Origin of the sequence: Salmonella sp. 32020114201800008SM (assembly GCF_017572025.1) — a bacterium.
GTDB classification, from domain to species: domain Bacteria; phylum Pseudomonadota; class Gammaproteobacteria; order Enterobacterales; family Enterobacteriaceae; genus Salmonella; species Salmonella enterica.
On record NZ_JAGEQM010000001.1, the window covers coordinates 393,102 to 417,390 of the forward strand.

Annotated in this window: 20 protein-coding genes and 1 pseudogene; 8 read left to right on the plus strand and 13 right to left on the minus strand. The window is 52.0% G+C overall.

Translation table 11 applies throughout. The features are described 5' to 3' along the window. Window positions 1-88: 88 nt before the first annotated feature. A complete protein-coding gene (locus J4613_RS02060) occupies window positions 89-1,597 on the minus strand; it encodes a YdgA family protein (protein ID WP_000753325.1) in 1,509 nt (502 codons plus the stop codon). A gap of 102 nt (window positions 1,598-1,699) precedes the next feature. Continuing rightward, on the minus strand, window positions 1,700-2,875 hold the full coding sequence (gene manA, locus J4613_RS02065) for a mannose-6-phosphate isomerase (RefSeq protein ID WP_001523908.1): 1,176 nt from the start codon (window positions 2,873-2,875) through the stop codon (window positions 1,700-1,702). A gap of 199 nt (window positions 2,876-3,074) precedes the next feature. Between manA and fumB the strand changes: the two genes are divergently transcribed. Together fumB and fumC are read left to right on the plus strand one after the other, a co-directional pair. Beyond that, window positions 3,075-4,721, plus strand: a complete 1,647-nt coding sequence (gene fumB / locus J4613_RS02070; protein WP_000066601.1) for a class I fumarate hydratase — start codon at window positions 3,075-3,077, stop codon at window positions 4,719-4,721. Window positions 4,722-4,888: 167 nt separating this feature from the next. Further along, a complete protein-coding gene (gene fumC, locus J4613_RS02075) occupies window positions 4,889-6,292 on the plus strand; it encodes a class II fumarate hydratase (RefSeq protein WP_000259117.1) in 1,404 nt (467 codons plus the stop codon). On the opposite strand, the gene tus is transcribed toward fumC, so the two are convergent. From tus to rstA, 6 genes and pseudogenes are all read right to left on the minus strand, one after another. Continuing rightward, a complete protein-coding gene (gene tus, locus J4613_RS02080) occupies window positions 6,289-7,218 on the minus strand; it encodes a DNA replication terminus site-binding protein (RefSeq protein ID WP_111742363.1) in 930 nt (309 codons plus the stop codon). The two genes, fumC and tus, sit on opposite strands and share 4 nt — an antisense overlap. Window positions 7,219-7,293: 75 nt before the next feature. Further along, entirely contained in the window at window positions 7,294-8,595 is a 1,302-nt protein-coding gene (gene rstB / locus J4613_RS02085) for a two-component system sensor histidine kinase RstB (RefSeq protein WP_111742362.1), read from the minus strand. A 111-nt stretch (window positions 8,596-8,706) separates the two neighbouring features. Beyond that, window positions 8,707-10,413 (minus strand): amidohydrolase, encoded by a 1,707-nt coding sequence (locus J4613_RS02090; protein WP_111742361.1) that lies wholly within the window; start codon window positions 10,411-10,413, stop codon window positions 8,707-8,709. 214 nt (window positions 10,414-10,627) lie between these two features. Next, a pseudogene (gene tnpA, locus J4613_RS02095) lies at window positions 10,628-11,091 on the minus strand (IS200/IS605-like element IS200F family transposase). Between the two features lie 190 nt (window positions 11,092-11,281). Beyond that, the gene (ompC, locus tag J4613_RS02100; protein ID WP_023180972.1) at window positions 11,282-12,424 is read right to left on the minus strand and encodes a porin OmpC; all 1,143 of its coding nucleotides are present in this window, start codon (window positions 12,422-12,424) and stop codon (window positions 11,282-11,284) included. 479 nt (window positions 12,425-12,903) lie between these two features. Beyond that, window positions 12,904-13,635 (minus strand): two-component system response regulator RstA, encoded by a 732-nt coding sequence (gene rstA / locus J4613_RS02105; protein WP_001080048.1) that lies wholly within the window; start codon window positions 13,633-13,635, stop codon window positions 12,904-12,906. Window positions 13,636-13,761: 126 nt separating this feature from the next. On the opposite strand from rstA, the gene J4613_RS02110 reads away from it, so the two are divergent. Continuing rightward, window positions 13,762-14,097 (plus strand): GlpM family protein, encoded by a 336-nt coding sequence (locus J4613_RS02110; RefSeq protein ID WP_000524877.1) that lies wholly within the window; start codon window positions 13,762-13,764, stop codon window positions 14,095-14,097. 61 nt (window positions 14,098-14,158) lie between these two features. Here the strand turns inward: J4613_RS02110 and J4613_RS02115 are convergent, their stop codons facing one another. Further along, window positions 14,159-15,541 (minus strand): amino acid permease, encoded by a 1,383-nt coding sequence (locus J4613_RS02115; RefSeq protein WP_000412353.1) that lies wholly within the window; start codon window positions 15,539-15,541, stop codon window positions 14,159-14,161. 298 nt (window positions 15,542-15,839) lie between these two features. Further along, entirely contained in the window at window positions 15,840-16,784 is a 945-nt protein-coding gene (gene ydgH / locus J4613_RS02120; RefSeq protein ID WP_000769294.1) for a DUF1471 family protein YdgH, read from the minus strand. Between the two features lie 526 nt (window positions 16,785-17,310). On the opposite strand from ydgH, the gene pntA reads away from it, so the two are divergent. After that, window positions 17,311-18,840: a Re/Si-specific NAD(P)(+) transhydrogenase subunit alpha gene (gene pntA / locus J4613_RS02125; protein ID WP_001219354.1), complete on the plus strand. Its 1,530-nt coding sequence runs from the start codon at window positions 17,311-17,313 to the stop codon at window positions 18,838-18,840. A 10-nt stretch (window positions 18,841-18,850) separates the two neighbouring features. Then, entirely contained in the window at window positions 18,851-20,239 is a 1,389-nt protein-coding gene (pntB, locus tag J4613_RS02130; protein ID WP_000014056.1) for a Re/Si-specific NAD(P)(+) transhydrogenase subunit beta, read from the plus strand. A 174-nt stretch (window positions 20,240-20,413) separates the two neighbouring features. On the opposite strand, the gene J4613_RS02135 is transcribed toward pntB, so the two are convergent. After that, window positions 20,414-21,448 carry an AI-2E family transporter gene (locus J4613_RS02135; RefSeq protein WP_001118272.1) on the minus strand — a complete coding sequence of 345 codons (1,035 nt, stop codon included), beginning with the start codon at window positions 21,446-21,448 and terminating at the stop codon, window positions 20,414-20,416. A 417-nt stretch (window positions 21,449-21,865) separates the two neighbouring features. Here J4613_RS02135 and mdtJ point away from each other — a divergent pair, with 417 nt between their 5' ends. Continuing rightward, window positions 21,866-22,228 carry a multidrug/spermidine efflux SMR transporter subunit MdtJ gene (mdtJ, locus tag J4613_RS02140; protein WP_000500278.1) on the plus strand — a complete coding sequence of 121 codons (363 nt, stop codon included), beginning with the start codon at window positions 21,866-21,868 and terminating at the stop codon, window positions 22,226-22,228. Beyond that, window positions 22,215-22,544, plus strand: coding sequence for a multidrug/spermidine efflux SMR transporter subunit MdtI (gene mdtI, locus J4613_RS02145; protein ID WP_001183821.1), 330 nt, complete (start codon window positions 22,215-22,217; stop codon window positions 22,542-22,544). Before mdtJ ends, mdtI begins: the two co-directional genes overlap by 14 nt. A 39-nt stretch (window positions 22,545-22,583) precedes the next feature. Here mdtI and J4613_RS02150 read toward each other — a convergent pair whose 3' ends face one another. Both J4613_RS02150 and asr read right to left on the minus strand, forming a co-directional pair. After that, entirely contained in the window at window positions 22,584-23,405 is an 822-nt protein-coding gene (locus J4613_RS02150; protein WP_000549649.1) for a serine protease, read from the minus strand. Window positions 23,406-23,673: 268 nt separating this feature from the next. After that, complete coding sequence (asr, locus tag J4613_RS02155) at window positions 23,674-23,922, minus strand: acid resistance repetitive basic protein Asr (protein WP_023244447.1); 249 nt, start codon at window positions 23,920-23,922, stop codon at window positions 23,674-23,676. 234 nt (window positions 23,923-24,156) lie between these two features. Here asr and J4613_RS22535 point away from each other — a divergent pair, with 234 nt between their 5' ends. Then, entirely contained in the window at window positions 24,157-24,249 is a 93-nt protein-coding gene (locus tag J4613_RS22535) for a hypothetical protein (RefSeq protein ID WP_001068154.1), read from the plus strand. The last annotated feature ends 40 nt before the right edge of the window (window positions 24,250-24,289 follow it).

Consider the following 24,289-nt stretch of genomic DNA (forward strand, 5'->3'; position numbering starts at 1 on the left):
GATAGCCGCTCGCCTGGTAACGCAAAAGTAGAGGCTGCGCGTCGTTCGGCGCAGACCGGGTGCAGCGTCGCGACACCCGGCAAGGCGATTATTGTTGAGGCAGCGCCGGAACGTCCGGTACGGAAAGCGCTGGCATTCCAAACAGGCCGACAAAGTCTTCCAACGGCATTTTTTGTCCGTTGAGCGTGATCTGGCCATTGGCGTACTGCAAACTGGAGGCGATAGTATTATCCTTCAGCGTTGTCAGTCGGAACATCTGACCCATTGCGGACAGCCCCTGCACCTGCTGTTTTGCCAGTTTTTCCGCATCATCCTGCTGATAGCCTTCCAGTTTTGCTATCTGCGTCATAAACTCGACCGCCATGTCCATTGGAATTGCCAGTTTCGCATCCAGCGATTTCACGGAGCGGTCGACTTCCTGCGCCAGCGTTTGCGGTTGTGCCGTTGTGGTTGCCGGATCTTTGAGGAACAGCGACAGATTCAGCGTGGTTTCTCCTTTGGCGTTTTTCCAGCTAAGCGGCGCCAGGGTCAGAACCGGATCGCCTTTTAACAGCACGGGGAGAGCGCTAAAGAACGCTTCAGTGACTTTTTGCTGATAAAGCTCAGGATTCTGCGCCACGTCCGGCTGATTCAGCAGCGCCTGCGTTTGCGCATGATATTGCTGACTAAACTGGTGCCAGGCTTCGCCGTCGATTTGGCCGACTTTCAGCGTTAATTTACCGCTGCCCAAATCCTGATTCTGCACTTTCAGGCTGTTAAGCGAGTAATCCAACTGGCTGTTAATGGTTTTTCCGTCGTTGACGAGATCGGACTTGCCGGCAATTTCCATCCCTTCCAGCACCGCCATCTCTTTACCCTCAATGGCGATGGACAGTTTATCCAGCGTTAACTTTTGGTCGCCCACACGTTCGCCAAAGCTTGCCAGTTTACTGGTACCGTCGGTTTTCAAATTATTAAAGGTGAGTTGGACCTTCTGATTATATTCGTTAACGGCATCGACCAGGCCGCTCTGCGCTTCGCCTGACAGCGAAACCACATTACCGTCTTTATCGGCGTTAAGCTGGAACTCGCCGCCGCTAAAGGCGACCTTTTCACCGGCATTCTCGTAGTTTAACGGCTTGAGAGAGATATCGGAGCGGGTATCGCCGCCATAACCAATGCGGGTATTGATAACAAAGGGCGCGTCGCCTTTCGCAATATCAAAGAGGGGTTTTGCCGCATCGTTATTCACCAGAGTGGTTTTTACCGACGCCATAGAAGGGATCAGATTGAGCGTTTTGAGCTGGGCGAGCGGGAAGGGGCCATGTGAAACGGACTCGTCCAGCACAATGCTTTGCCCGGGCTTCAACCAGGTATTGTCTGCGCCGGCAACCGGTTTGACAACCAGTTGCAGATGGCTACTGAACACGCCGCGCTGGTAGTTTTGATAACTTAATTCGACACCGGCCTCCGGCGCAGTACGCTTGAGCTGTTCATTGGCCTGAGTCACCATTTCTGCAAGATGGTTCTCCAGCTTTTTCCCCGTATACCAGGCGCCGCCTGTCCAGACGATGCCAAGTGCAATTACTACACCTGCAGCTACCAGTGTTTTTTTCATATCAATTGTCCATAAAAATGAAACCAGGCGGATTAAACCGCCTGGAGGAGTTTTACGTCTGTTATAAGCTTAGCAAGAGTTGTTAAAAAATTCAGTACGTTGCTACAGCTTGTTATAAACACGCGCTAAACGGCCCGTGCCGCTGGCGTAAACCGGAGACTCATCCGCGCCGATAAAGGCCGATTCACCCGGCTTCAGTACCAGACGCTGTTCATCTTTACGTAACACCGCCTCACCCTCAACGCAGAACAGAATCGCGGCGCTGTGTTGGCCGATGCTCGTCTCCTGAAGCGCCAGGTCGTGCAGTGAAAAAGCAAAATCGTCAACCGGAATTGGGAAGTCCAGCTCCGCGCCGCTTTTTACCGGGGCAGTCAGTAACTCGCCAGCAGGCTTAGGTTCGAACTTCACGTTCGCGACCAGCTCAGGGATGTCGATATATTTTGGCGTAAGGCCAGCGCGCAGAACGTTATCGGAGTTTGCCATGACTTCCAGCGCAACGCCCTGCAGATAAGCATGAGGCGTTTCGGCAAACAGGAACATCGCCTCGCCGGGATTCAGTTTGACCACATTCAGCAACAAAGGAGAGAAAAGCCCGCTGTCGTCAGGATAATACTCTGAAATCACGCGGATCGTTTGCCACGGTTCGCCTTGCTGGCTGTTAAGCGCCGCTTTGAGTACGGCTAACGCGCGGGATTTTTCTTCGCCTTGCATATTCAACAGGCTGGCGAAAAGCTGGCTCAGACGTTCAGCATTCGGCGCCTGCAAAAAGTGGGCGATAGCGGAATGCGCGCCGGCGATAGGTTGCAGTAAAGAGACAATGTCAGAAAATTCGCGGAACGCGTTCATCGCCAGGAAAGGCGTCAGGGCAAAAACCAGCTCTGGTTTATGGTTAGGATCTTTATAGTTCCGCTCTGCGGCATCCATGGGGATACCCGCCGCATTTTCTTTCGCGAAACCGATTTCGGAATTGCGCTTATTCGGGTGCACCTGAATAGAGAGCGGCTGCGCGGCGCACAGTACTTTAAACAGAAACGGCAGTTCGCCGAAACGGTTGGCTACCGCTTCGCCCAGCATGGCGGTTTTATTCTTTTCGATGGCGTCACGCAGGGAGACGGTTTCGCCGTTGGCGGTGGTGATTCGCGAGCTGCTTTTGGGATGCGCGCCCATCCAGAGTTCAGCCATTGGCTGCTGCTGCGGATTGGCGATGCCATAAAGTTCCGTTAACGCAGTTTTACTTCCCCAGGCATAGTTTTGCACTGAGTTAATGAGTTTTTGCATTATCAAGCCCTGTTTCAATGTGGAGATCAATGGGAGGTATTAAACCAAGAAACCCGCATGAAGTAACCTCCGGGCGTAAAAAGTCGTACTTGTCTCAGTTTTTGTTAAAAAATTGTGTAGGATAGTGTTACTCGCTTTGAGTCGGGCAATGGAACACCTGCCCAGAGAATAACCATACCGAGCGGTAAGTGAGAGCACAATGTCAAACAAACCCTTCTTTTATCAAGACCCTTTTCCCCTCAAAAAGGACGATACCGAGTACTACTTGTTGACCAGCGAACATGTTTCCGTCGCCGAATTTGAAGGACAAGAGATCCTGAAAGTCGCGCCGGAAGCGCTAACGCTGTTGGCGCGTCAGGCCTTCCACGATGCGTCTTTTATGCTACGTCCCGCGCATCAGCAGCAGGTGGCGGATATTCTGCGCGATCCGCAGGCCAGTGAAAACGACAAATATGTCGCGCTGCAATTCCTGCGAAACTCCGATATCGCGGCCAAGGGCGTGTTGCCCACCTGCCAGGATACCGGTACGGCCATTATTGTCGGCAAAAAAGGCCAACGAGTCTGGACTGGCGGAGGTGATGAAGCGGCGCTGGCTCGCGGCGTATATAATACCTATATCGAAGATAACCTGCGCTATTCACAGAACGCGGCGCTGGATATGTACAAAGAGGTCAATACCGGTACTAACCTGCCGGCGCAGATCGATCTCTACAGCGTCGATGGCGATGAATATAAATTCCTCTGTATCGCTAAAGGCGGCGGATCGGCGAATAAAACCTACCTCTATCAGGAGACAAAAGCGCTTCTGACGCCGGGTAAGCTCAAAAATTATCTCGTCGATAAGATGCGTACGCTGGGCACCGCCGCCTGTCCGCCGTATCACATTGCGTTTGTCATTGGCGGCACCTCGGCGGAAGCGAACCTGAAGACCGTTAAGCTGGCCTCGGCAAAATACTATGATGCGCTACCGACCGAAGGCAATGAACACGGGCAGGCCTTCCGCGATATTGAGCTGGAAAAAGAATTGTTGCTTGAGGCGCAAAATCTTGGCTTAGGCGCGCAGTTCGGCGGCAAGTATTTCGCTCACGATATTCGTGTCATCCGATTGCCGCGCCACGGGGCATCGTGTCCGGTAGGTATGGGCGTGTCCTGCTCCGCGGATCGAAACATTAAAGCGAAGATCAACCGGGACGGGATCTGGATCGAGAAGCTGGAGCGCAATCCCGGTAAATATATTCCAGAGGCGCTGCGCCAGGCGGGAGAGGGCGAGGCGGTGCGCGTTGATCTTAACCGTCCCATGAGCGAGATACTGCAACAACTGTCGCAGTATCCGGTATCAACGCGCCTGTCGCTGAACGGCACGATTATTGTGGGCCGCGACATCGCGCACGCTAAACTGAAAGAACGGATGGACAGAGGCGAAGGTTTGCCGCAGTACATCAAAGATCATCCTATCTATTATGCGGGGCCGGCAAAAACGCCGGAAGGGTATGCCTCCGGGTCGCTTGGGCCGACTACCGCAGGACGAATGGACTCTTATGTTGATCAGCTCCAGTCGCAGGGCGGCAGTATGATCATGCTGGCGAAAGGCAACCGCAGCCAGCAGGTGACCGATGCCTGTAAGAAACATGGCGGCTTCTACCTGGGCAGTATCGGCGGCCCGGCAGCCGTTCTGGCGCAGGGCAGTATCAAGCGCCTGGAGTGCGTGGAATATCCTGAACTGGGTATGGAGGCTATCTGGAAAATTGAAGTGGAGGATTTTCCGGCCTTTATTCTGGTGGATGATAAAGGCAACGATTTCTTCCAGCAGATTCAGTCATCGCAGTGCGCACGCTGCGTTAAGTAATGTCGCCGCCCTGCGGGGCGGTAACATGATTCGCTATTTTGCCGGAGAACGGCGCAAGCGCCTTATCCGGTCTACACCGTTGTGTTGTTATCGTTAATACTCATAAGACCGCAAACATGTGAGCAATGTCGACACATGATCTCATCAACTTGAGTAAGGAGCAGGTAATGGTAACGGTACGCCGCGAGAAAGATTCAATGGGCGCGATTGAAGTCCCGGCAGATAAACTGTGGGGGGCGCAGACTCAACGTTCGCTGGAGCATTTTCGGATTTCCACGGAGAAAATGCCCGTCTCGCTCATTCACGCTCTGGCGTTGACCAAGCGCGCCGCTGCGAAGGTCAACCAGGACTTAGGGTTGTTGGCGGCGGAAAAAGCCAGCGCGATTATCCAGGCGGCTGATGAAGTGCTGGCGGGAAAACATGCTGATGAGTTTCCGCTGGCGATTTGGCAGACCGGGTCCGGTACGCAAAGCAACATGAATATGAATGAGGTGTTAGCGAACCGCGCCAGTGAAATTTTGGGCGGCGTTCGCGGTATGGAACGCAAGGTGCATCCCAATGATGACGTCAATAAGAGTCAAAGCTCAAACGATGTGTTCCCAACCGCCATGCACGTGGCGGCGTTACTGGCGTTACGCGAACACCTCATCCCGCAATTATCTGCATTAACGGATACGCTTCGCGATAAATCCCACGCTTTCGCCGATATTGTCAAAATTGGCCGTACTCACCTGCAGGACGCGACGCCGCTCACCTTAGGCCAGGAGATTTCCGGTTGGGTAGCTATGCTGGAACATAACCTCAGGCACATTGAGCACAGTTTACCGCACGTCGCGGAACTGGCGCTCGGCGGAACCGCAGTAGGGACAGGGCTTAATACCCACCCGGAATATGCCCGGCGCGTGGCCGAGGAACTGGCGACGATTACCGCAGCGCCGTTTGTTACCGCCCCGAATAAATTCGAAGCGCTGGCGACCTGTGACGCGTTGGTACAGGCGCATGGCGCATTAAAAGGACTGGCGGCCTCGCTGATGAAAATCGCCAACGATGTTCGCTGGCTGGCGTCCGGCCCGCGCTGCGGCATTGGCGAGATTGCCATCCCGGAAAATGAGCCAGGCAGTTCCATTATGCCTGGTAAAGTGAACCCGACCCAGTGTGAAGCGGTAACGATGCTATGTTGCCAGGTGATGGGTAACGATGTGGCCATCAATATGGGGGGCGCATCGGGCAACTTTGAGCTCAACGTCTATCGTCCGATGGTTATCCATAATTTTCTGCAAACGGTGCGCCTGCTGGCCGATGGCATGGCGAGCTTCAATCAACACTGTGCGTCAGGAATCGAGCCAAACCGCGAGCGTATTACGCAGTTGCTGAATGAGTCGCTGATGCTGGTCACTGCGCTCAATACGCACATCGGTTACGATAAAGCGGCGGAGATTGCGAAGAAGGCGCATAAAGAAGGGCTGACGCTCAAAGCCTCAGCCGTGGCATTAGGATACCTTAGCGACGAGGAGTTCGACGCCTGGGTACGTCCGGAGTTGATGGTTGGCAGTATGACGCCGGGACGTTAATCCGCCACATACAGGTGCAGTCGCGGAATAATCAGTCGCAGCGGCTGCGCCTGTGGTTTAAAACGGTGCTGAATATTGTCGGCGTCATAGTTTTCCAGCCCGCCAATATCCGGCACGCCAGCGCCGTTGTCCGTGTTGATTAACGCGATAATCGGCGTGGGACAGGCGTGTTGCACCTGTTTCTGCTGGCCCTTATACCAGATGCGGGCGATCGGCTGTACTTTAACCGGACGCTTAATCTTGAGTCGGGCCTGCTGCGGTAAGGCAGCGATATCCTGATATTCCCGTTCCAGCTTGAATTGCCATTGTTCGCGCGTCCACGGCGGGACGCTGCGCGGCGACGCGAGGCTTTTTTTCAACTGGCTCAGAACCTCATCCCGGCTTAAATTTTTAATAATATGTTTATTTGCCCAGCCGAAACGTATGGTGGCGGGGTTATTGATAAGCGTCAGCGTGCGGTAAGCGTTCAGAGTAATTAAGCCGGGTAGATGCCGATGCACCCACTCAAAACGTGCCGCTGAGGGAAGACCGGACTCTACCGTAACCATCTGCTCGAAGGTGGTTTTCAACTGGTTAATGCGCTGTACCTGATTTTCCAGATCTAGCTGTGTCGCATTATCCACTTGATAGCATAAAACGCCAGGCAGGCGGACGGCGGCTTTACTGCTGCGATTTTCGGACTGCTGTTGAATAAACAAATGGCGATAGTGACATAGCGCCAGCGTTTCGGCCTCTTTCCCCAGATGTTGCGTTACCTCGATAGTATCCAGCGGCGCATGTTCCGCCTCTTTGGTCACCTGCGGCAGTGAAAAGACACGGGCGATAAGTAGCGAATGCTGCTGTAGATTATCCGTCAGCGCCGCCAGGTGTTGTTCTATCTGGCGAAAAGTGCCATTCAGGCGTTCAACGAGATCGTAGCGGGACATGGTATCACTCACTTTAGTTACAACATACTATCTGTATAGCACAGTTCCCGCCGCTCAACCAGCGTGCAAAATACGTCAGGCAGCGGTCACGTTGGGCATCGCGTGCCAGACCGGCCAGTGAAAGCTAAATTTTGCGCCGCCCAGTTCGCTCTCGTCACAGACGACGCTACCGCCCATCGCCAGGGCGATAGAGTGTACGATGGCGAGTCCAAGCCCGCAGCCGCCTGTCGCCCGGTCTCTACTGGGGTCGAGTCTGACAAAAGGTTCAAATATGCGCTCACGCGCATCCGCTTCAATGCCGGGGCCGTCATCTTCAACTATCAGCGTTGCCTGACTGCCGTCGAGTAACAGGCTGACTTGAACGGTGGTACGACTGTAGCGCAACGCATTATTCAGCAGGTTATCCAGCACTCGCGACATTAACCGCATATCAAGCGCGCCATAATCGCCGATTACACATGTGACAAGGTTTACGGCGCGTTCCGGGGTCACGCTTTGCACATCCTGCAAATGCGCGAGCAACCAGGCGGGGAGGTCGGGTTCGGTCAACATCAGTTCATTTTGCGGTCGGTCAAGGCGCGCATAGGTGAGCAGTTCTTCAATCAGCGCTTCCAGTTGACCAATATCGCGATTGAGCGCCTGTGATTCCGGCGGTGTCAGATTTTCACTCATTTCAAGCCGATAGCGTAAACGTACCAGCGGCGTGCGAAGCTCATGGGCGATACCGTCAATCAGCTGTTTTTTACTGGCGATCAGGGCATTAATGTTATCCGCCATCTGGTTGAACGCGACGCCCAGACGTTCGAAACTGGAACCATTATCGAAATGCAGGCGTTCAGTCAAATGACCCTCGCCAAAGCGCTGCGCGGCGGATTCGAGCCTGAGCATTTCTTGCCAGTGCGGGCGCATCCAGATAAACACAGGAAAGGCGAGAGAAAAGGCAATGAGCGCCATTAAGGCGATATCCAGTAGTCGCATTTGATGCAGGAAATAGAGATAGGGAACCGGGCCAACCGCCAGGACGTAATGGCTGCGCGGGATACGTTGAATAAAGGTGTATTGATCGTCAAGCGCGACAATATCGCCTTCACGCAGTCGCTGCGAGGTGGCGGCATCAAGCTTATAGTGATTTAACGGTTCAACGCGTAAATCGAAAGAGAGGTTCAGGTCCATCTCTTTTAACGTTTTCCCCCATTCACGCGGCGGAATTTCCCGCAGTTCGCTGCGCATCAGATAGAGCGAACTTTTCATCAGATCGTCGAGCGATTGCCTGCCCGCGCGTTCGGCGGTGAATTTGTACACCAGTCCGACCAATAAGGTCATGACCAGAAAACAGACGAACAGCAAAAGGTAAAACTGCACAAACAGCTTTTTCATCAACGCCCACCGGATCTCAATACATTAACTCTATCGCGGCGCTGGCGGAAAAGATTTCCCGTCAGCGCCGCTGGTGGGTTATAAAAGCAGGCTTTGCGTCAACTGACAACCTCATTGTCCGGCGTTAAGGTCCGGACTTTCGTGAACAATGCGTCCATCGACAAGTGTCAAAACAGCGCGAATGGTATCAATTCTGTCTTCCGGCATCGTCATAAATGGCTGATTGAGTACCGCCAGATCGGCCTGTTTTCCGACGCTAAGCTGGCCCCGGTGTTGTTCGGCAAAGGCGAGCCAGGCGGCATGACGTGTATATAACGCTAGCGCTTCCAGACGCGTGAGCCGCTCGCTGGCGGGTTTACGCACGGAACCGCCTGACGCTATACCGGTGATATGATATTCGATAGCGTGCCAGACACCGGCAATGCCAATACGCGTCGAATCGGTACCGCCAGCCACGACAAGCCCTTTATCCAGCGCCAGTCGAACCGGCGGCGAATTGTCCGTCGCGCCGGGTGGATTGGCGTCACGGATGGCAAGCCCCTCAAAGTAAGGCCCCATTTGCACAGTGTATGCCAGACCCAGCTTACGCATTCGCTCAAGCGTCTGTGGCGAACCGGTATTCAGATGCGCAATAGACCAACGGAGAGGGCGCAGATCGTACTGCTGCGCTACCTGCTCAAAAATCGTCAATATCGTGTCGGCGCTGTCATCGGTATAGGCATGGATCTCAAGCGGTATTCCCCGTTTTGCCGCAAACGTCGCGACCTGGCGAAGCGCGGTTTTGTCCTGCTCTGAGGAAGAAAACCCTGGGGCCATCCGCACGCCGTCATTCATTCCGGCCACCAGGCTTTCCCCCAGACCAAGAAAAGCCAGTTGCCCGTCATCGGCACGCGCCGGGCGAAAGGCCATCAGGTTGCTGAACCACTGCGCTTCATGACCTTTCGCTTCTGGCTGTACCGGAATGCGATACCCCACGCGCAGCGGTAAATCCCCCTGGTTTCGCATTGCAAATAAAGGCTCATAAGCGGCGGCAGGCCCGGCAGAGGGGTCAATGATGCCGGTCACGCCGCGAGCGTTCATATCAGCGAAAAATTGCCGCAGACCACCCTCGCGATCGGCGTTACGACTTATGCTGGCAAAAAGCTGATTGAACGCGGCGATGTCACCAAATAATTTCCCCGTGGCGCTACCTTTTGCGTCGCGCTCTACGCGGATTCCCGCTAAATCAGGAGGAGGGGTGTCGTTAAGACCAAGTACGTCTATACCGCGCTGATTCACTAACGCATAGTCGTAAAGATACTGAATATAAGCCGGATGATCGGGAAGGGCGTGGCTCAATTCGGCTACCGTCGGCGCCCGGTTTTCTGCAAATTGCGCCGGTATCCACGATCCCACTACGGCTACCCATTGATCGTGGGGACGACGGTTAGCGTCGGCGCGTAATTTATCCAGCGCGTCTTTAAGCGAAGGGCTGTCGTACCAGTAGGTTTCGAATGTCCAGGTTTGTCCGCCGCGAATGGCATGAATGTGGGTATCGGTCAGGCCGGGTATCACGGTTTTACCCTGTAAATCGATGGTACGGGTATGGTCGCCGCGCCATTCATTTGTCGCCGTATCATCGCCAATCGCCACAATCCGCGAGCCGGAAATCGCCAGCGCGCTGGCCTGCGGCTGGGCATCATTCAGAGTGATGATATTACCGTTATGTAAAATAATATCCGCTGCCGGGCGGGCGGCGGTGGCTGCGCCTGTGGCCGTGAGCAGAAAGAGAAGCGCGGTTCTGGAAAGCAGAGACGGGACGAGACTGATCATTAGCATGTTCCTTTTGTCGGGCGATAAGCAAACCATAGAGAGCGAACAAGAATCGTTCAATCCGTACCCAGGGAACAGTGCGTTCTGTTTTTAGAACGGTGGTGATAGAAAAATAAATATCCTCCGGCATAGCCGGAGGTTTTTCTGATGCGCCTGTAAGGCTTTCTTACCAGCCGCGCCCTAACAGGCGCATACGATCTGACATTTGCATCAAACTTCGTTACTTACGGCCCGTAAACGGGCTGCCCGGATAAGGGATCGATAATTGCTCACCCATTTTATCCTCTTCAAGCTGGTGCTTTATGTAGTCCTGTATCTTCGCCGTGTTCTTACCCACCGTATCGACATAGTACCCTCTCCTCTGCACCAGAACTCCCTGTTCCTGTATTTGAATTTTAGATCCCCAAACTGCTCGTAAAGCATCAGACTACTTTTACCCTTCAGATATCCCATGAAACTCGACACACTCATCTTCGGCGGGATCTCCAGAAGCATGTGAATATGATCTGCACAACATTCTGCTTCCAGAATTCGTACGTTTTTCCATTCACACAATTTTCTTAATATGCTGCCTACTGCCCTACGCTTCTCTCCATAGAACGCTTGTCTTCGGTATTTGGGCGCGAAAACTATGTGATATTTACAGTTCCATCGGGTGTGCGCTAAGCTCTTTTCGTCCCCCATTGGGACCCCCTTTTGATTTCTTGTTGAACTTTTGCAGTTGCCAGACCGCAAGATGTTTTAACAAATCAAAAGGGGTTTTAATAACTGGCTTAAAGCTGAAAGCTTTCCGGAACCCCCAGCCTAGCTGGGGGTTTTCCATAGACAAGAAAAGCCCGCCGAAACGGCGGGCTTGAGAAGAATTAATGAATAATTAGAACTGGTAAACCATACCCAGCGCGACAACGTCATCGGTATTAATGCCGTTATCTGCATAGAAGTTATCGTCGTCATCCAGCAGGTTGATTTTATAATCAACATAGGTGGAGAAGTTTTTGTTGAAATAGTAGGTGGCGCCGACATCAGCATATTTGACCAAATCTTTGTCATCATTTACGCCGTTATTGACAAGGTCTTTACCTTTAGACATCAGGAAGGAAACTGCCGGACGTAAACCGAAATCAAATTGGTACTGCGCAGTAACTTCAAAGTTTTGTGTTTTATTAGCCACACCACCATGAGCATCAGAATCCAAAGAGCCATATGGCGTCATATTCCGGGTTTCAGAATACATAGTGGCTAAATAGATGTTGTTGGCATCATATTTCAAGCCAGCAGTCCATGCATCTGCTTTATCGCCTTTTGCATACTGTTCGCCACGCGAAACCTGATCGTTTGTACGGTCAGATGTTGTGTAAGCAGCACCTGCGCTAAAGCCCATGCCAAAATCGTAAGTGGTAGAAATACCAAAACCATCTCCGTTTTCTCTACGGAAATCGTCATCATCAGTACGGTTATTTGTACCTTCATTACCGTTACCGCTATTTTCATTATTGCCCTGGTATTGTAGAGCAAAACTCAGACCGTCTACCAGACCGAAGAAATCAGTGTTACGGTAGGTGGCCACGCCGTTAGCACGACCGGTCATGTAGTTGTCAGCGTAAGTATAGGAGTCGCCGCCGAACTCAGGCAGCATATCGGTCCAGCCTTCCACGTCGTACAGGACGCCGTAGTTACGACCATAGTCGAATGAGCCGTAGTCGCCGAATTTCAGGCCGGCGAATGCCAGACGAGTCCAGGAATTAGCGCCTTCGCCTTCGGTAGTGTTAGCCTGAACGTTATATTCCCACTGGCCGTAACCGGTCAGTTGGTCGTTAATCTGCGTTTCGCCTTTAAAACCGAAACGAACATAGGTTTGGTCGCCGTCAGAGCCACTATTGTCAGAGAAATAGTGCAGGCCGTCTACTTTACCGTAAAGGTCCAGCTTATTGCCGTCTTTGTTATAAACTTCAGCGGCGTGTGCTGCGCCAGCAGCCAGCAGAGCCGGGATGACAAGTGCCAATACTTTTCTTTTCATTTTTTTATCCTTAAAAACTTAACTTATTTGCAAAAGATTGAACTTCTACAGATTCGTTGAATCAAAGGCATCCTAATCTGAATAATATTATTTCAGCAAATGCTAACTTTTCTTATATGTTATTAATTAATACAAAAGTTACTATCGGAAACGCATATATTTATGGTGAATATATTTGTTATTATGTATTCATGTCTGTGATTTGTTTTATTTCACAATTTGCGAAAAAAGATGGCAATATAGCGGCGGGCAGACATTCTGTTATCAATTTTGTGAACTGGCTTCGAGTTTTTTTAATTTAACTTTCTTGAGCGAAAAAGACGTAATCATGAACCACAACGCAGAGAAAACGGTAATAAAGGGGCCGTTTCGACTAATAAAAATAGCATTCATATATACAATGTCTGTTTTTTGAACAGTGGCGGTGATGAGCATCGCCACTATGACTTGATAAAGGCAGGTAAAATTTGTCGGCTAACTTATCCCGTCGTTTCGTCCCAGGCATGAGGGGCAAAAAGATAGCCTTTATTGCGAATGGTCTTTATACGATAGGGCTCAGCAGCGCTATCCAGCAGTTTCTTACGCAGGCGGGAAATCGCCACATCCACGCTGCGATCCAGACCATCATAATTGACGCCGCGCAGCGTTTTTAGCAACGCGTCGCGATCCATAATTTGTCCGGCGTGTGTCGCCAGTTCCCAGAGCAATTCAAAATCGGCGGTGGAGAGCGATATGAAATCGCCATTGAGCTGGACCGCCCGGTTAAGGGGATCGATGGTTAACGCGCCAAAACGCAGCGCTTTATGCGGCGTAAGCGCGCTCTCCTGAAGACTTTTTGCCTGTTGCGTTTGTTCGCTTTGCCGCAGGTGTAAGCGCAGACGCGCCAGCAAAACGGCCGGAGGCGTGGTTTTGAGGATGTAGTCGCAGGCGCCCATCTCCAGCGCCAGAATATGATTCATATCACTGTCCAGCGAGGTGAGCAGGACAATCGGGCCTTGCCAGCGGTGGCGTAAATCGCGGCATATCGTCATGCCATCTTTACCTGGAAGCATAATATCCAGTAAAACCAGATCGGGCTGAGTGGTGAGGATAAGATCCTCCGCCCGGTCACCACGCGGCTCAACAATGACATCAATATCATGTTTCGCCAGATAAGCGGCAATGAGAGAACCCACTTCAGCGTCATCTTCAACAAATACAATGCGGTTCATATTATAAATGGAGAATAGAAAACGCCAACATACACCGCCTCTGTTTTCCCTTCCATAAATCTTTTCTAAACGAGAGCGGTTCCGTTATGCTACACGCTGTTGTTATTAGCATGTTAAGGCAAGGTAATGGGACTCGTGATTAAAGCTGCCCTGGGGGCGCTGGTCGTCGTATTGATTGGTCTGCTGTCAAAAACAAAAAATTATTATATCGCCGGATTAATTCCTCTGTTTCCAACGTTTGCGCTTATCGCGCACTATATCGTGGCCAGCGAGCGGGGCATCGACGCGATGCGTACCACCATCGTCTTTAGCATGTGGTCGATCATTCCTTATTTCATTTATCTTGCAACGCTATGGTATTTCAGCGGCGTGATGCGCCTGCCCGTCGCGCTTGGCGGTGCGGTGGTCTGCTGGGGGCTAAGCGCGTGGCTGCTGATTTTTTGCTGGATTAAATGGCATTAATATTGGCAAAGACCGTGGTTTCCCCATCGTAATACAGACGGATATTACGATGGGGAGGTTGTCAACCCACCAGCATCCACGTAGCCGGAACCGCCGCGACCAGCAATAAACCAATCAGCACGACTTCCTGACGATTTAACACGTTGTCATGCTTGTGCGTCCGACGCGCATACAGGAAAACCAGTAATCCAGGCGCGTACAGTACGACGGACAGCAGCAGGTGCATAGGGCCCGACGCGTATAACAACCATAAGCCATAAATACAGGCTCCGATACCGACCGCCCGATGGAGGGGACGCGTTGCAATCTTCAGCAGAAATGCGCCGACCAGAAAGTAGGGCACCAGAATCATTTCTGACGCAATCGTCAATAGCGTGTTGTAGTCTGAACCGGTAAGCCAGATCAGCACCAGACAGATTTGCACACAGATATTGGTGAGCCATAACGACGCAGAAGGCGCGCCTTGCGCATTTTGTCGCGCGAAGATGCCCGGGAAGGATTTATAGGCTGCCGCCAGAAATGGCACCTCCGCCGCCATAATAGTCCAGCTTAGATAAGCCCCGCAGACAGACACAATCAGTCCCGCTGCAATAATAATTTCTCCCCACGGCCCCATCATTTTCACCATCAGACCGGCCATCGACGGGTTGCGCATCTCCGCCAGTTCCGGACGCGCAAGAACGCCAAGAGAAAGCAGCGTGACCAGGAGATATATTCCCAGCGCTGCGAGTACTGCCAGTAGCGTGGCGCGGCCTACATCGCGTTTATTTTTCGCTCGGGCCGAGACGACGACGGCGCCTTCAACGCCAATAAACACCCACAGCGTAATAAGCATGGTGTTCTTGACCTGTTCCCATACGGGAATACCGAGTTCAACACCGGTGAAGTCCAGTGTGAAGGTATCCAGTTTGAACATCATGATAGCCAGCACAATAAACGCGCCGAGCGGCAACAGTTTCGCCAGAGTCGCGACCAGATTGATGCTGGCTGCCGTTTGTACGCCGCGCAGGATGAGGAAATGGACAATCCAGAGCAAGACTGAAGCGCCGACAATAGCCTGCCAGGTATTACCGTCGCCAAACAGACGCAGGGCAGGCGTATCGGTAAAGAAACTCAGCGCTGAAAAAACGATAACCAAATAGGATACGTTGGCGATGACCGCGCACAGCCAATAGCCCCAGGCAGAACAAAAGCCAATCAGTTCGCCGAAGCCTTCGCGGGCGTAAGTAAAGATACCGCCGTCAAGCTCGGAGCGAATGCGCGTGAGGATTAACATGGCGAATGCCAGTAAGAGTATCCCCACGCCGGTAATGGCCCAGCCAATTAACAACGCAGCCGGACTGGCAACAGCGGCCATATTCTGGGGCAGGCTGAAAACACCTGCGCCAAGCATTGAGCTTAAAACCAGCGCGGTCAGCGCGCTCAGTCCCAGTTTTTTTTCCATTGGTATCCAGCTATAAAAATGAAATTGGAAGAATAATTATTATGGCAAAACGCATAAAAATGGTGAAAGCCACTAAGGCGCGGGATTTTACGGAGAGAAGGGACCGCATGCAACGGCCTGGATAAGATTTATCGCCAAAAAAGCGAAAAGTGAGATTCATCGCGATATTTGACGGAACTGGCAACCCGCGAGAAAGTGCCGGATGGCGGCTTATCAGGCCTACCGTTGAACGATCGTGTAGGCCTGATAAGGCAGGTATGCCGCCATCCGGCGAGAAAGCCTGATGGCGACGCGCGCCTTATTTATAGAGGTCGGCGCTGATGGTGATGTTATTGCCGCGCTCCTGCCACTGACGCGTAATATGATAATACTTAGCGCCTTTCTTCGCCGCGCGTTTGGCGACCTGATAGGAGATTTCTGTCATATTGCCGTAGTTGCCGGTGAACTTAACGCTGTCGAAAGGCACCATCATCGCAGCCGTCGCTTTATTCAGCTCCTCAACTTTTGTGCCATCCGGAAGTGTGACAGTGTAACGTCCGCCTTTGGAGGATTGCGTTTCGAAGAAACGGCCCACTTCGGCGCTCGGCGAGGCTGACGTGGCGACGCCTGGAATTTCGACTTTCTTCGCAGCTTCGCCGCCCTGAGCCAGCGCGGCGCGGCCAGCTTCAGAGTCTGCCGGAATAGCGTCCGGGCTCTGGACGATGCGTTTTTTCGCATCTTGTTTATAGATAAATGCAGTGATGCGCTGGTTTCCGCCCTGATTCGCATCTATCTGACGAACAATATAGAAAGCGTATGCGCCTTTTTGTTTCGCCGCTTTCGTAATGGCATCGTTAACTTCCGGCTGGCTACGGTAGAAGCCCTGAACGGTGACGGTGTCATACGGTTCTAATTGTACGGCCTGGTCTTTCGGTAATTCCACGATGCCATTAATGACACGATTTTTGGGCGCGTCGGCTTTCGGCGCGTCGGCTTTATACACGTCCGCCACAACACGCCAGTTACCACTGTTGCCGAACTCCGAGGTGTCGACAACATAGAAGGAGGCTGCGCCTTCTTTATCTGCGCGGCGGGACACGGCGGAGACCGCATCGCCAATAGCATTAAAACGACCGGTAATAACGATGCGGTCATAAGGTTTTAGTGCAGCCGCTTGCTCCGGCGTCAGTTCTGTTGCTGCATGGACAGAAAAAGCAGCCGCAGAAAGCAGAGCCGACGCCAGGAGAGTGTTCTTAAGCTTCATAAAAATAATCCTTCGCCTTGCGCAAACCAGGTACTGGTATTGTTATTGACTAGAAACGTGGCTGATTATTGCATTTAAACCATATGGATGTCTGCGGGATTTTTCACGCATCGTGTCATGTATCCTATCTTTGATGATAACATTTGCCGATATGTCGAAAAAAACGGCGTCCGGGCGGCTAAGCTAATGAAGCGCATAAATTTAATAAGTTAATTTAATGTTAATTTCTTGATCCCAGCAGAGGTTTAATGATGTTTTGCTGTCAAATTTGAGCGAATTATCAGCCCTCGCAGGCCATTTTCAAGGCATTATGGCTGCTTAGCGGCTGAATCGTTCATGTTTTGCAAATTTGATAAAAAATTCTGTTTTTTGGCGCTAGATCACAGGCGTTATTTTCAGTAGGTTATAGAGAGTTTGTAACGGTTTTATTCTGCTGGGGTAACATTTACCTCAAACGCGGGCAGGCGTACGCTTCTCGCGCTTACTGACAAACCATCATCAAAAATACCGATGGAAGGGAACATTTATGCGAATTGGCATACCAAAAGAGCGGTTACCCAATGAAACCCGTGTCGCTGCGACGCCGAAAACGGTAGAGCAGCTACTGAAGCTGGGGTTTAGCGTCGCTATCGAAAGCGGGGCGGGTCAACTGGCAAGTTTTGACGACAAAGCGTTTGCGCAGGCTGGCGCGGATATTGTAGACGGCAATGCTATCTGGCAGTCGGAAATTATTCTCAAGGTTAATGCGCCTGAAGAAGATGAAATCGCTTTACTGAACCCCGGGACTACGCTGGTCAGTTTTATCTGGCCTGCGCAAAATCCTGGGTTAATGGAGAAACTTGCCGAACGTAAGGTCACGGTGATGGCGATGGACTCCGTGCCGCGTATTTCCCGCGCGCAGTCGCTCGACGCGTTAAGCTCAATGGCGAATATCGCGGGTTATCGCGCCATTGTAGAGGCCGCGCATGAATTTGGGCGCTTCTTTACCGGCCAAATCACCGCCGCCGGGAAAGTGCCGCCGGCGAAGGTGATGGTGATTGGCGCGGGCGTAGCCGGTCTTGCGGCTATCGGCGCGGCAAACAGCCTGGGGGCGATTGTCCGCGCGTTTGACACTCGTCCTGAAGTCAAAGAGCAGGTCCAGAGTATGGGGGCTGAGTTCCTCGAACTGGATTTTAAAGAGGAAGCCGGTAGCGGCGATGGTTACGCCAAAGTGATGTCCGAGGCGTTTATCAAAGCGGAAATGGCGCTCTTTGCCGCCCAGGCCAAAGAAGTCGATATCATTGTTACCACCGCGTTGATTCCGGGCAAACCTGCGCCGAAGCTGATTACCCGCGATATGGTCGATTCTATGAAGGCTGGCAGCGTGATTGTCGACCTGGCCGCGCAGAACGGCGGTAACTGCGAATATACCGTCGCTAATCAGGTTGTGACGACGGACAATGGCGTGAAAGTGATTGGCTACACCGATCTACCGGGGCGTTTGCCGACGCAGTCATCCCAGCTTTATGGCACCAACCTGGTTAACCTGCTGAAGCTGCTGTGCAAAGAGAAAGACGGCAATATTGACGTGGATTTTGACGATGTCGTGATCCGTGGCGTGACGGTGATTCGCGACGGCGACATTACCTGGCCTGCGCCGCCAATCCAGGTTTCCGCGCAGCCACAAGCCGCGCCTAAAGCAGCACCTGCGCCAAAAGAGCCGGAAAAGCCCGCTTCACCCTGGCGGAAGTATGCGTTAATGGCGCTGGCGATCATTCTTTTTGGTTGGCTGGCCGATGTCGCGCCAAAAGAGTTCCTCGGCCATTTTACCGTGTTTGCGCTCGCCTGCGTGGTTGGTTATTACGTGGTGTGGAACGTGTCTCATGCGCTTCATACGCCATTAATGTCGGTGACCAACGCAATTTCAGGGATTATTGTTGTCGGGGCATTATTGCAAATTGGTCAGGGCGGCTGGGTCAGCTTCCTGAGCTTTATCGCGGTGCTTATCGCCAGCATTAATATTTTCGGTGGCTTCACCGTGACTCAGCGTATGCTGAAAATGTTCCGGAAAAACTAAGGGGTAACACATGTCTGGAGGATTAGTTACAGCTGCATACATTGTTGCCGCGATCCTGTTTATTTTCAGTCTTGCCGGGCTTTCAAAGCATGAAACGTCCCGCCAGGGGAATAACTTCGGTATTGCCGGGATGGCGATCGCGTTGCTGGCGACCATTTTCGGGCCGGATACCGGCAACGTGGCATGGATTCTGGTCGCCATGATTATTGGCGGCGCGATTGGCATCCGCATGGCGAAAAAAGTTGAGATGACCGAGATGCCGGAGCTGGTCGCGATTCTGCACAGTTTCGTGGGCCTGGCGGCGGTACTGGTTGGCTTTAACAGCTATCTGTACCATGACGCCAGTCTGGCGCCGGTGCTGGTGAATATTCATCTGACCGAAGTCTTCCTCGGTATCTTTATTGGCGCAGTCACTTTCACTGGATCGATCGTAGCGTTTGGTAAACTGCGCGGCAAAATCTCTTCTAAGCCGTTGATGTTGCCTAACCGTCACAAAATGAACCTGGCGGCGCTGGTTGTTTCTTTCCTGTTGCTGCTGGTTTTTGTCCGCACCGAAAGCGTGGGTCTACAGGTTCTGGCGCTGCTGCTGATGACCATTATCGCGCTGGCGTTTGGTTGGCATCTGGTCGCCTCTATCGGCGGGGCGGACATGCCGGTGGTTGTTTCAATGCTGAACTCCTATTCCGGTTGGGCTGCCGCGGCGGCTGGCTTCATGTTGAGCAACGATTTGCTGATTGTGACCGGCGCGCTGGTCGGTTCGTCAGGCGCGATCCTGTCTTACATTATGTGTAAAGCGATGAACCGCTCTTTCATCAGCGTTATTGCTGGTGGGTTCGGTACTGACGGCTCCTCAACGGGCGACGATCAGGAAGCTGGCGAACATCGCGAAATCACGGCGGAAGAGACCGCTGAGATGCTGAAAAACTCCCACTCCGTCATTATTACGCCGGGGTACGGGATGGCGGTGGCGCAGGCGCAGTATCCGGTGGCGGAAATCACCGAAAAACTGCGTGCGCGCGGTATCAACGTGCGTTTCGGCATTCATCCGGTGGCGGGTCGCCTGCCGGGGCATATGAACGTGCTGTTGGCAGAGGCGAAAGTGCCTTATGACATCGTGCTGGAAATGGACGAAATCAATGATGATTTCGCCGATACCGATACCGTGCTGGTGATTGGCGCGAACGATACGGTGAACCCGGCGGCGCAAGACGATCCCCGCAGCCCGATCGCCGGTATGCCGGTTCTCGAAGTGTGGAAAGCACAGAATGTCGTGGTCTTTAAGCGTTCAATGAATACTGGTTATGCTGGTGTGCAGAACCCGCTGTTCTTTAAAGAGAATACGCAAATGCTGTTTGGCGATGCCAAAGCCAGCGTGGATGCAATTCTGAAAGCGCTTTAATCTTTTAAACGTGCGGCGGCCTCTTCGGAGGCCGTTTTTATACACTTCATCCTTTAAGCTGCCTCTTTGTTGGCTGCGCTCAGAAACCCCGGTCACATCGTTATCTATGCTCCCGGGGATTTCTTCCCTTGCCGCCGCGAGGCATCTTGAATGATTTTGTGTATGTATTGCATTTTATCTTTTGTTTAAATCGCTAAGCAGAACGGCGATACTCTGCCCGCCAGTGGTCTGTTCGAGGGCGATTTTGACAATGATGGTTAACGGAACGGAGAGCAACATGCCCACCGGACCTAATAGCCAGCCCCAGAAAATTAACGACAAAAATACCACTAAGGTTGAAAGGCCTAAACCACGTCCCATAATTCGTGGCTCAAGGATATTGCCGAAGACCAGATTAATCAGCAGATAGCCTGCCAGCACCAGCAGCGCATCATAAAACCCGTTAAATACCAGCACCTGAATAATGGGCGGCAGGGCAGCGAGCACCGATCCAATATTAGGAATATAGTTCAGCGCGAAGGCCAGTAGACCCCAGACAAAGGCGAAGCGGACATCCAGCACGGCCAGCATTCCCCATGCGACCAGCCCCGTCACGATACTGATCGCTGTTTTTAACACCAGATAATGGGAAACGCTATCAAGCGCGCGTTGAATTGCCGCCATGCCCTCCACCGGACGGCTCATCATCTGCTGCAGTTTTTCAGGCAGCTGTGGAACCTCCAGCAGCATAAATACCACGGTCAATAACAATAAAAAGATGGACGACATAGCATTGGACAGCTGGGTGAGCAGGTTCGTTACCAGAGTCATGGCGGCGTTTGGATCGATATATTTCGCCAGCTCATCAACCGACACGCCAATGCCTGCTCGCTGTAACCACGGTTCAATACGTTGCAACGGTATCACCAATGAGGAGCGATACTGCGGTAGGGTACGAGCCAGTTCATTTAATGATGTTCCCAAATAGGCCAGTAGCAGTACCATTAACATAACAATAATCACAATGAGCAATGATACTGCGATAACGCGCGGAATTCGGCATCGGGTCATCCGTTGCACAACGGGATTGAGAACGACTGCAATAAATAACGCCAAAATAAAGGGAACAATGATATCTGCGGCGAAGCGGATACCGCTCAGAATAACTACCAGCATTCCCAGCATAATGACGATTTTTAGACCATTGAGCGTGATGATCGGTTTTGCCATATCAGTCCCTGTTTTCTGATGCCGACACGAATAATAATGTGATGTCGGTCGACCTGTTCTGGTTAAAATCAAACACTTCAGGTAAAGAAGTGAAAATATTTTGAGTTAATTCCTGGCTTATGATACAAATCAGGCGTGTTCAACTACCGAGGACAATTATCATCCGCGATGACGAGAAGCAACACTGCGGATAATTGTAATATTATGGACAATATGTTCAGCGCTTTTTTCTCCACGCAAACGCATCTTCACTCTACCTCCTTTTTCCTGCTTATCGGCGAGCAGCACTGGCGTAACGCACTTTAGTCTCTCACTTCTGCCTGAGCTGGCGCAATGCGCTGTGCTAACTGATTTTATTTTTTAGTTTGCTGCGTGCAGCAGACTCGAAAGAGTATATTCTCATGCAGGAGAAGTGTCATGTTTTACTGGATTTTATTAGCTCTGGCTATCGCGACTGAAATTACCGGCACGCTCTCAATGAAATGGGCTAGCGTGGGTAATGGCAATGCGGGTTTTATTTTAATGCTGGTGATGATCACGCTGTCATATATATTTCTTTCTTTTGCGGTAAAAAAGATTGCCCTGGGTGTAGCGTATGCCTTATGGGAAGGGATCGGCATTTTATTTATTACCATTTTTAGCGTGCTGCTATTTGATGAAGCATTATCAACCATGAAGATTGCCGGCTTGCTGACGCTGGTCGCCGGCATAGTATTGATCAAATCAGGGACGCGTAAACCCGGCAAACCGGTGAAGGAGGCGACTCGTGCAACAATTTGAATGGATACACGGCGCCTGGCTTGGGCTGGCAATAATGCTGGAAATCGCGGCTAACGTACTGTTGAAATTTTCGGACGGCTTTCGTCGTAAATGCTATGGCATCTTATCGCTTGCCGCTGTTCTGGCCGCCTTCAGCGCGCTTTCCCAGGCGGTAAAAGGGATAGACCTGTCGGTGGCGTATGCGTTATGGGGCGGTTTTGGTATTGCCGCCACGCTGGCGGCGGGCTGGGTGCTCTTCGGCCAGCGCTTAAACCCCAAAGGCTGGGTTGGCGTGATATTGCTGCTCGCCGGAATGGTCATGATCAAATTTGCCTGAGACGATCGCTGCCTGTCGGTTCAGGCAGCGATTCCCGCATTAATCCTGCGCCAGAGCTTTCAGCTTATCGCGAAAGCCGGTGACGGATATAGCGCGGTTATCGGCGCGCCAGCGATCTTTAGCCGCAGGGGCGGAGCTTTGTACGCCAATGAGCTGCCATCCGCTATCCGTGTGCAATAAGAGCGGCGAGCCGCTGTCGCCAGGTAACGTGTCGCACTGGTGTGAGAGTACGGCATTCTGCGCCCAGCCGGTCACGACGCAATCCTGATGGGAATAGAGCGCATTCAGATGATCTTCCGGATAACCGGACTGCGTGACTTTTCGGTCTGCGGCTTTCAACGCCGCAGTGAGCGCCGCTTTATCGCCGGTAAATAAAGGCACTGGCGTGATACCGGAAGGTGGGTAGCGCAATATTACCAGACCAAAATCCCAGCTTGCCGCGGCAGGCGGCACAATCCAGCCATCGCCATCCGCTTTCAGGCGTCGGCCCAGCGACGGTTCAACGCGGCCTTCAATGCCGTGGATTTCATAGCGCCATACTCCTTTTCGCGCCACAAAACGCAGCGCAACCGCCTTGTCTGGTTTTCCTTTCGGTGGCGTTAGCAGGCAGTGACCTGCTGTCAGGGCGATATGCGGGGAGATAAGCGTTGCCGTACACAAATTACCGCTGGCGGTCTCTAGTTGCCCGATGGCATCCCACGGCGATTGGGTAGGATCGGCGACGGGCACCCGATCGTCATGGTTAAAAAAAAGCGTTTTAACGTCGCTGGCATCCGTGGCGTCTGTTTCAGCCCCCCTGGCTTTCGCCATAACCGGTAAAAAACACACTATGCCCAGTAATACAGCAATGGTTTTATGCATATCACACTCTGGTGGGTAATTATGATTATTAACAACAAACCCTCAGTACTACTATAGACGTGACGGTAAGAAAGTGGGAGTAAAATCAGATAACTACACTCAGGAAAGATAGAAATGCGTGGCAATAGCGGCGCATAAAATAAGCACGATAAGAATGAGCTCAAAGCGGTAGCGAGACACTTTTTTGCCCTCCCGGAAGGCGGCGCTAAACCAGAATAATTTAGCGCCGTAAAAACGGGCGCGGGGGCGCGCCGCAGCATGTTACGACTTACGCAGCCGGTTGAGTAGTTGGTTTTGACGTGGTTTTGGCTGGCGCTTTACCACCTTTTTTCTGGTGCTTTTTAGCCGCCTGCGCTTTTTGCTCAACGGTTTTTTTATGCTGTTTTTTGTGGTGCTGGGTGTTCTGGGTTGTTTTGGCAGGCGCTGCGGTTTTCGCAGGCGTTGCAGTCTCAGCCGCGAATGCAGCGGAAGAGAGACCCATTGCAGCGGCAACAACCAGAGTTAATACTTTTTTCATTTTGATACCCTCAATTTGGTTTTCATTCAACCCCACTGCGGGGCCGGTGAAATGACTATATCGCTGTTATCAAAAGGCTTCCGTGAGTGATTGGTTTCGGCATGTAACGCTATGTACAATCCCCCGGTAACGCGATGTAAGCCCCCACCATAATAGGTAGCTTTACGTTACCGGCCGTTATTTTGGTCGCAGAGTCGGTAATATCCGCCCTCCAGAATAACAGGCACACCGTATATGAATCCGATAATCTGGGTGGTATTTACGCTTCTGGCGCTGGATGCAATCAGAGAAGTTATGGGCGTATCAAGCCTGACAGGTCTATGGTGAACAGTGAGTCGTGGCGTGAAACCAGCCCGGCGATAGCGCA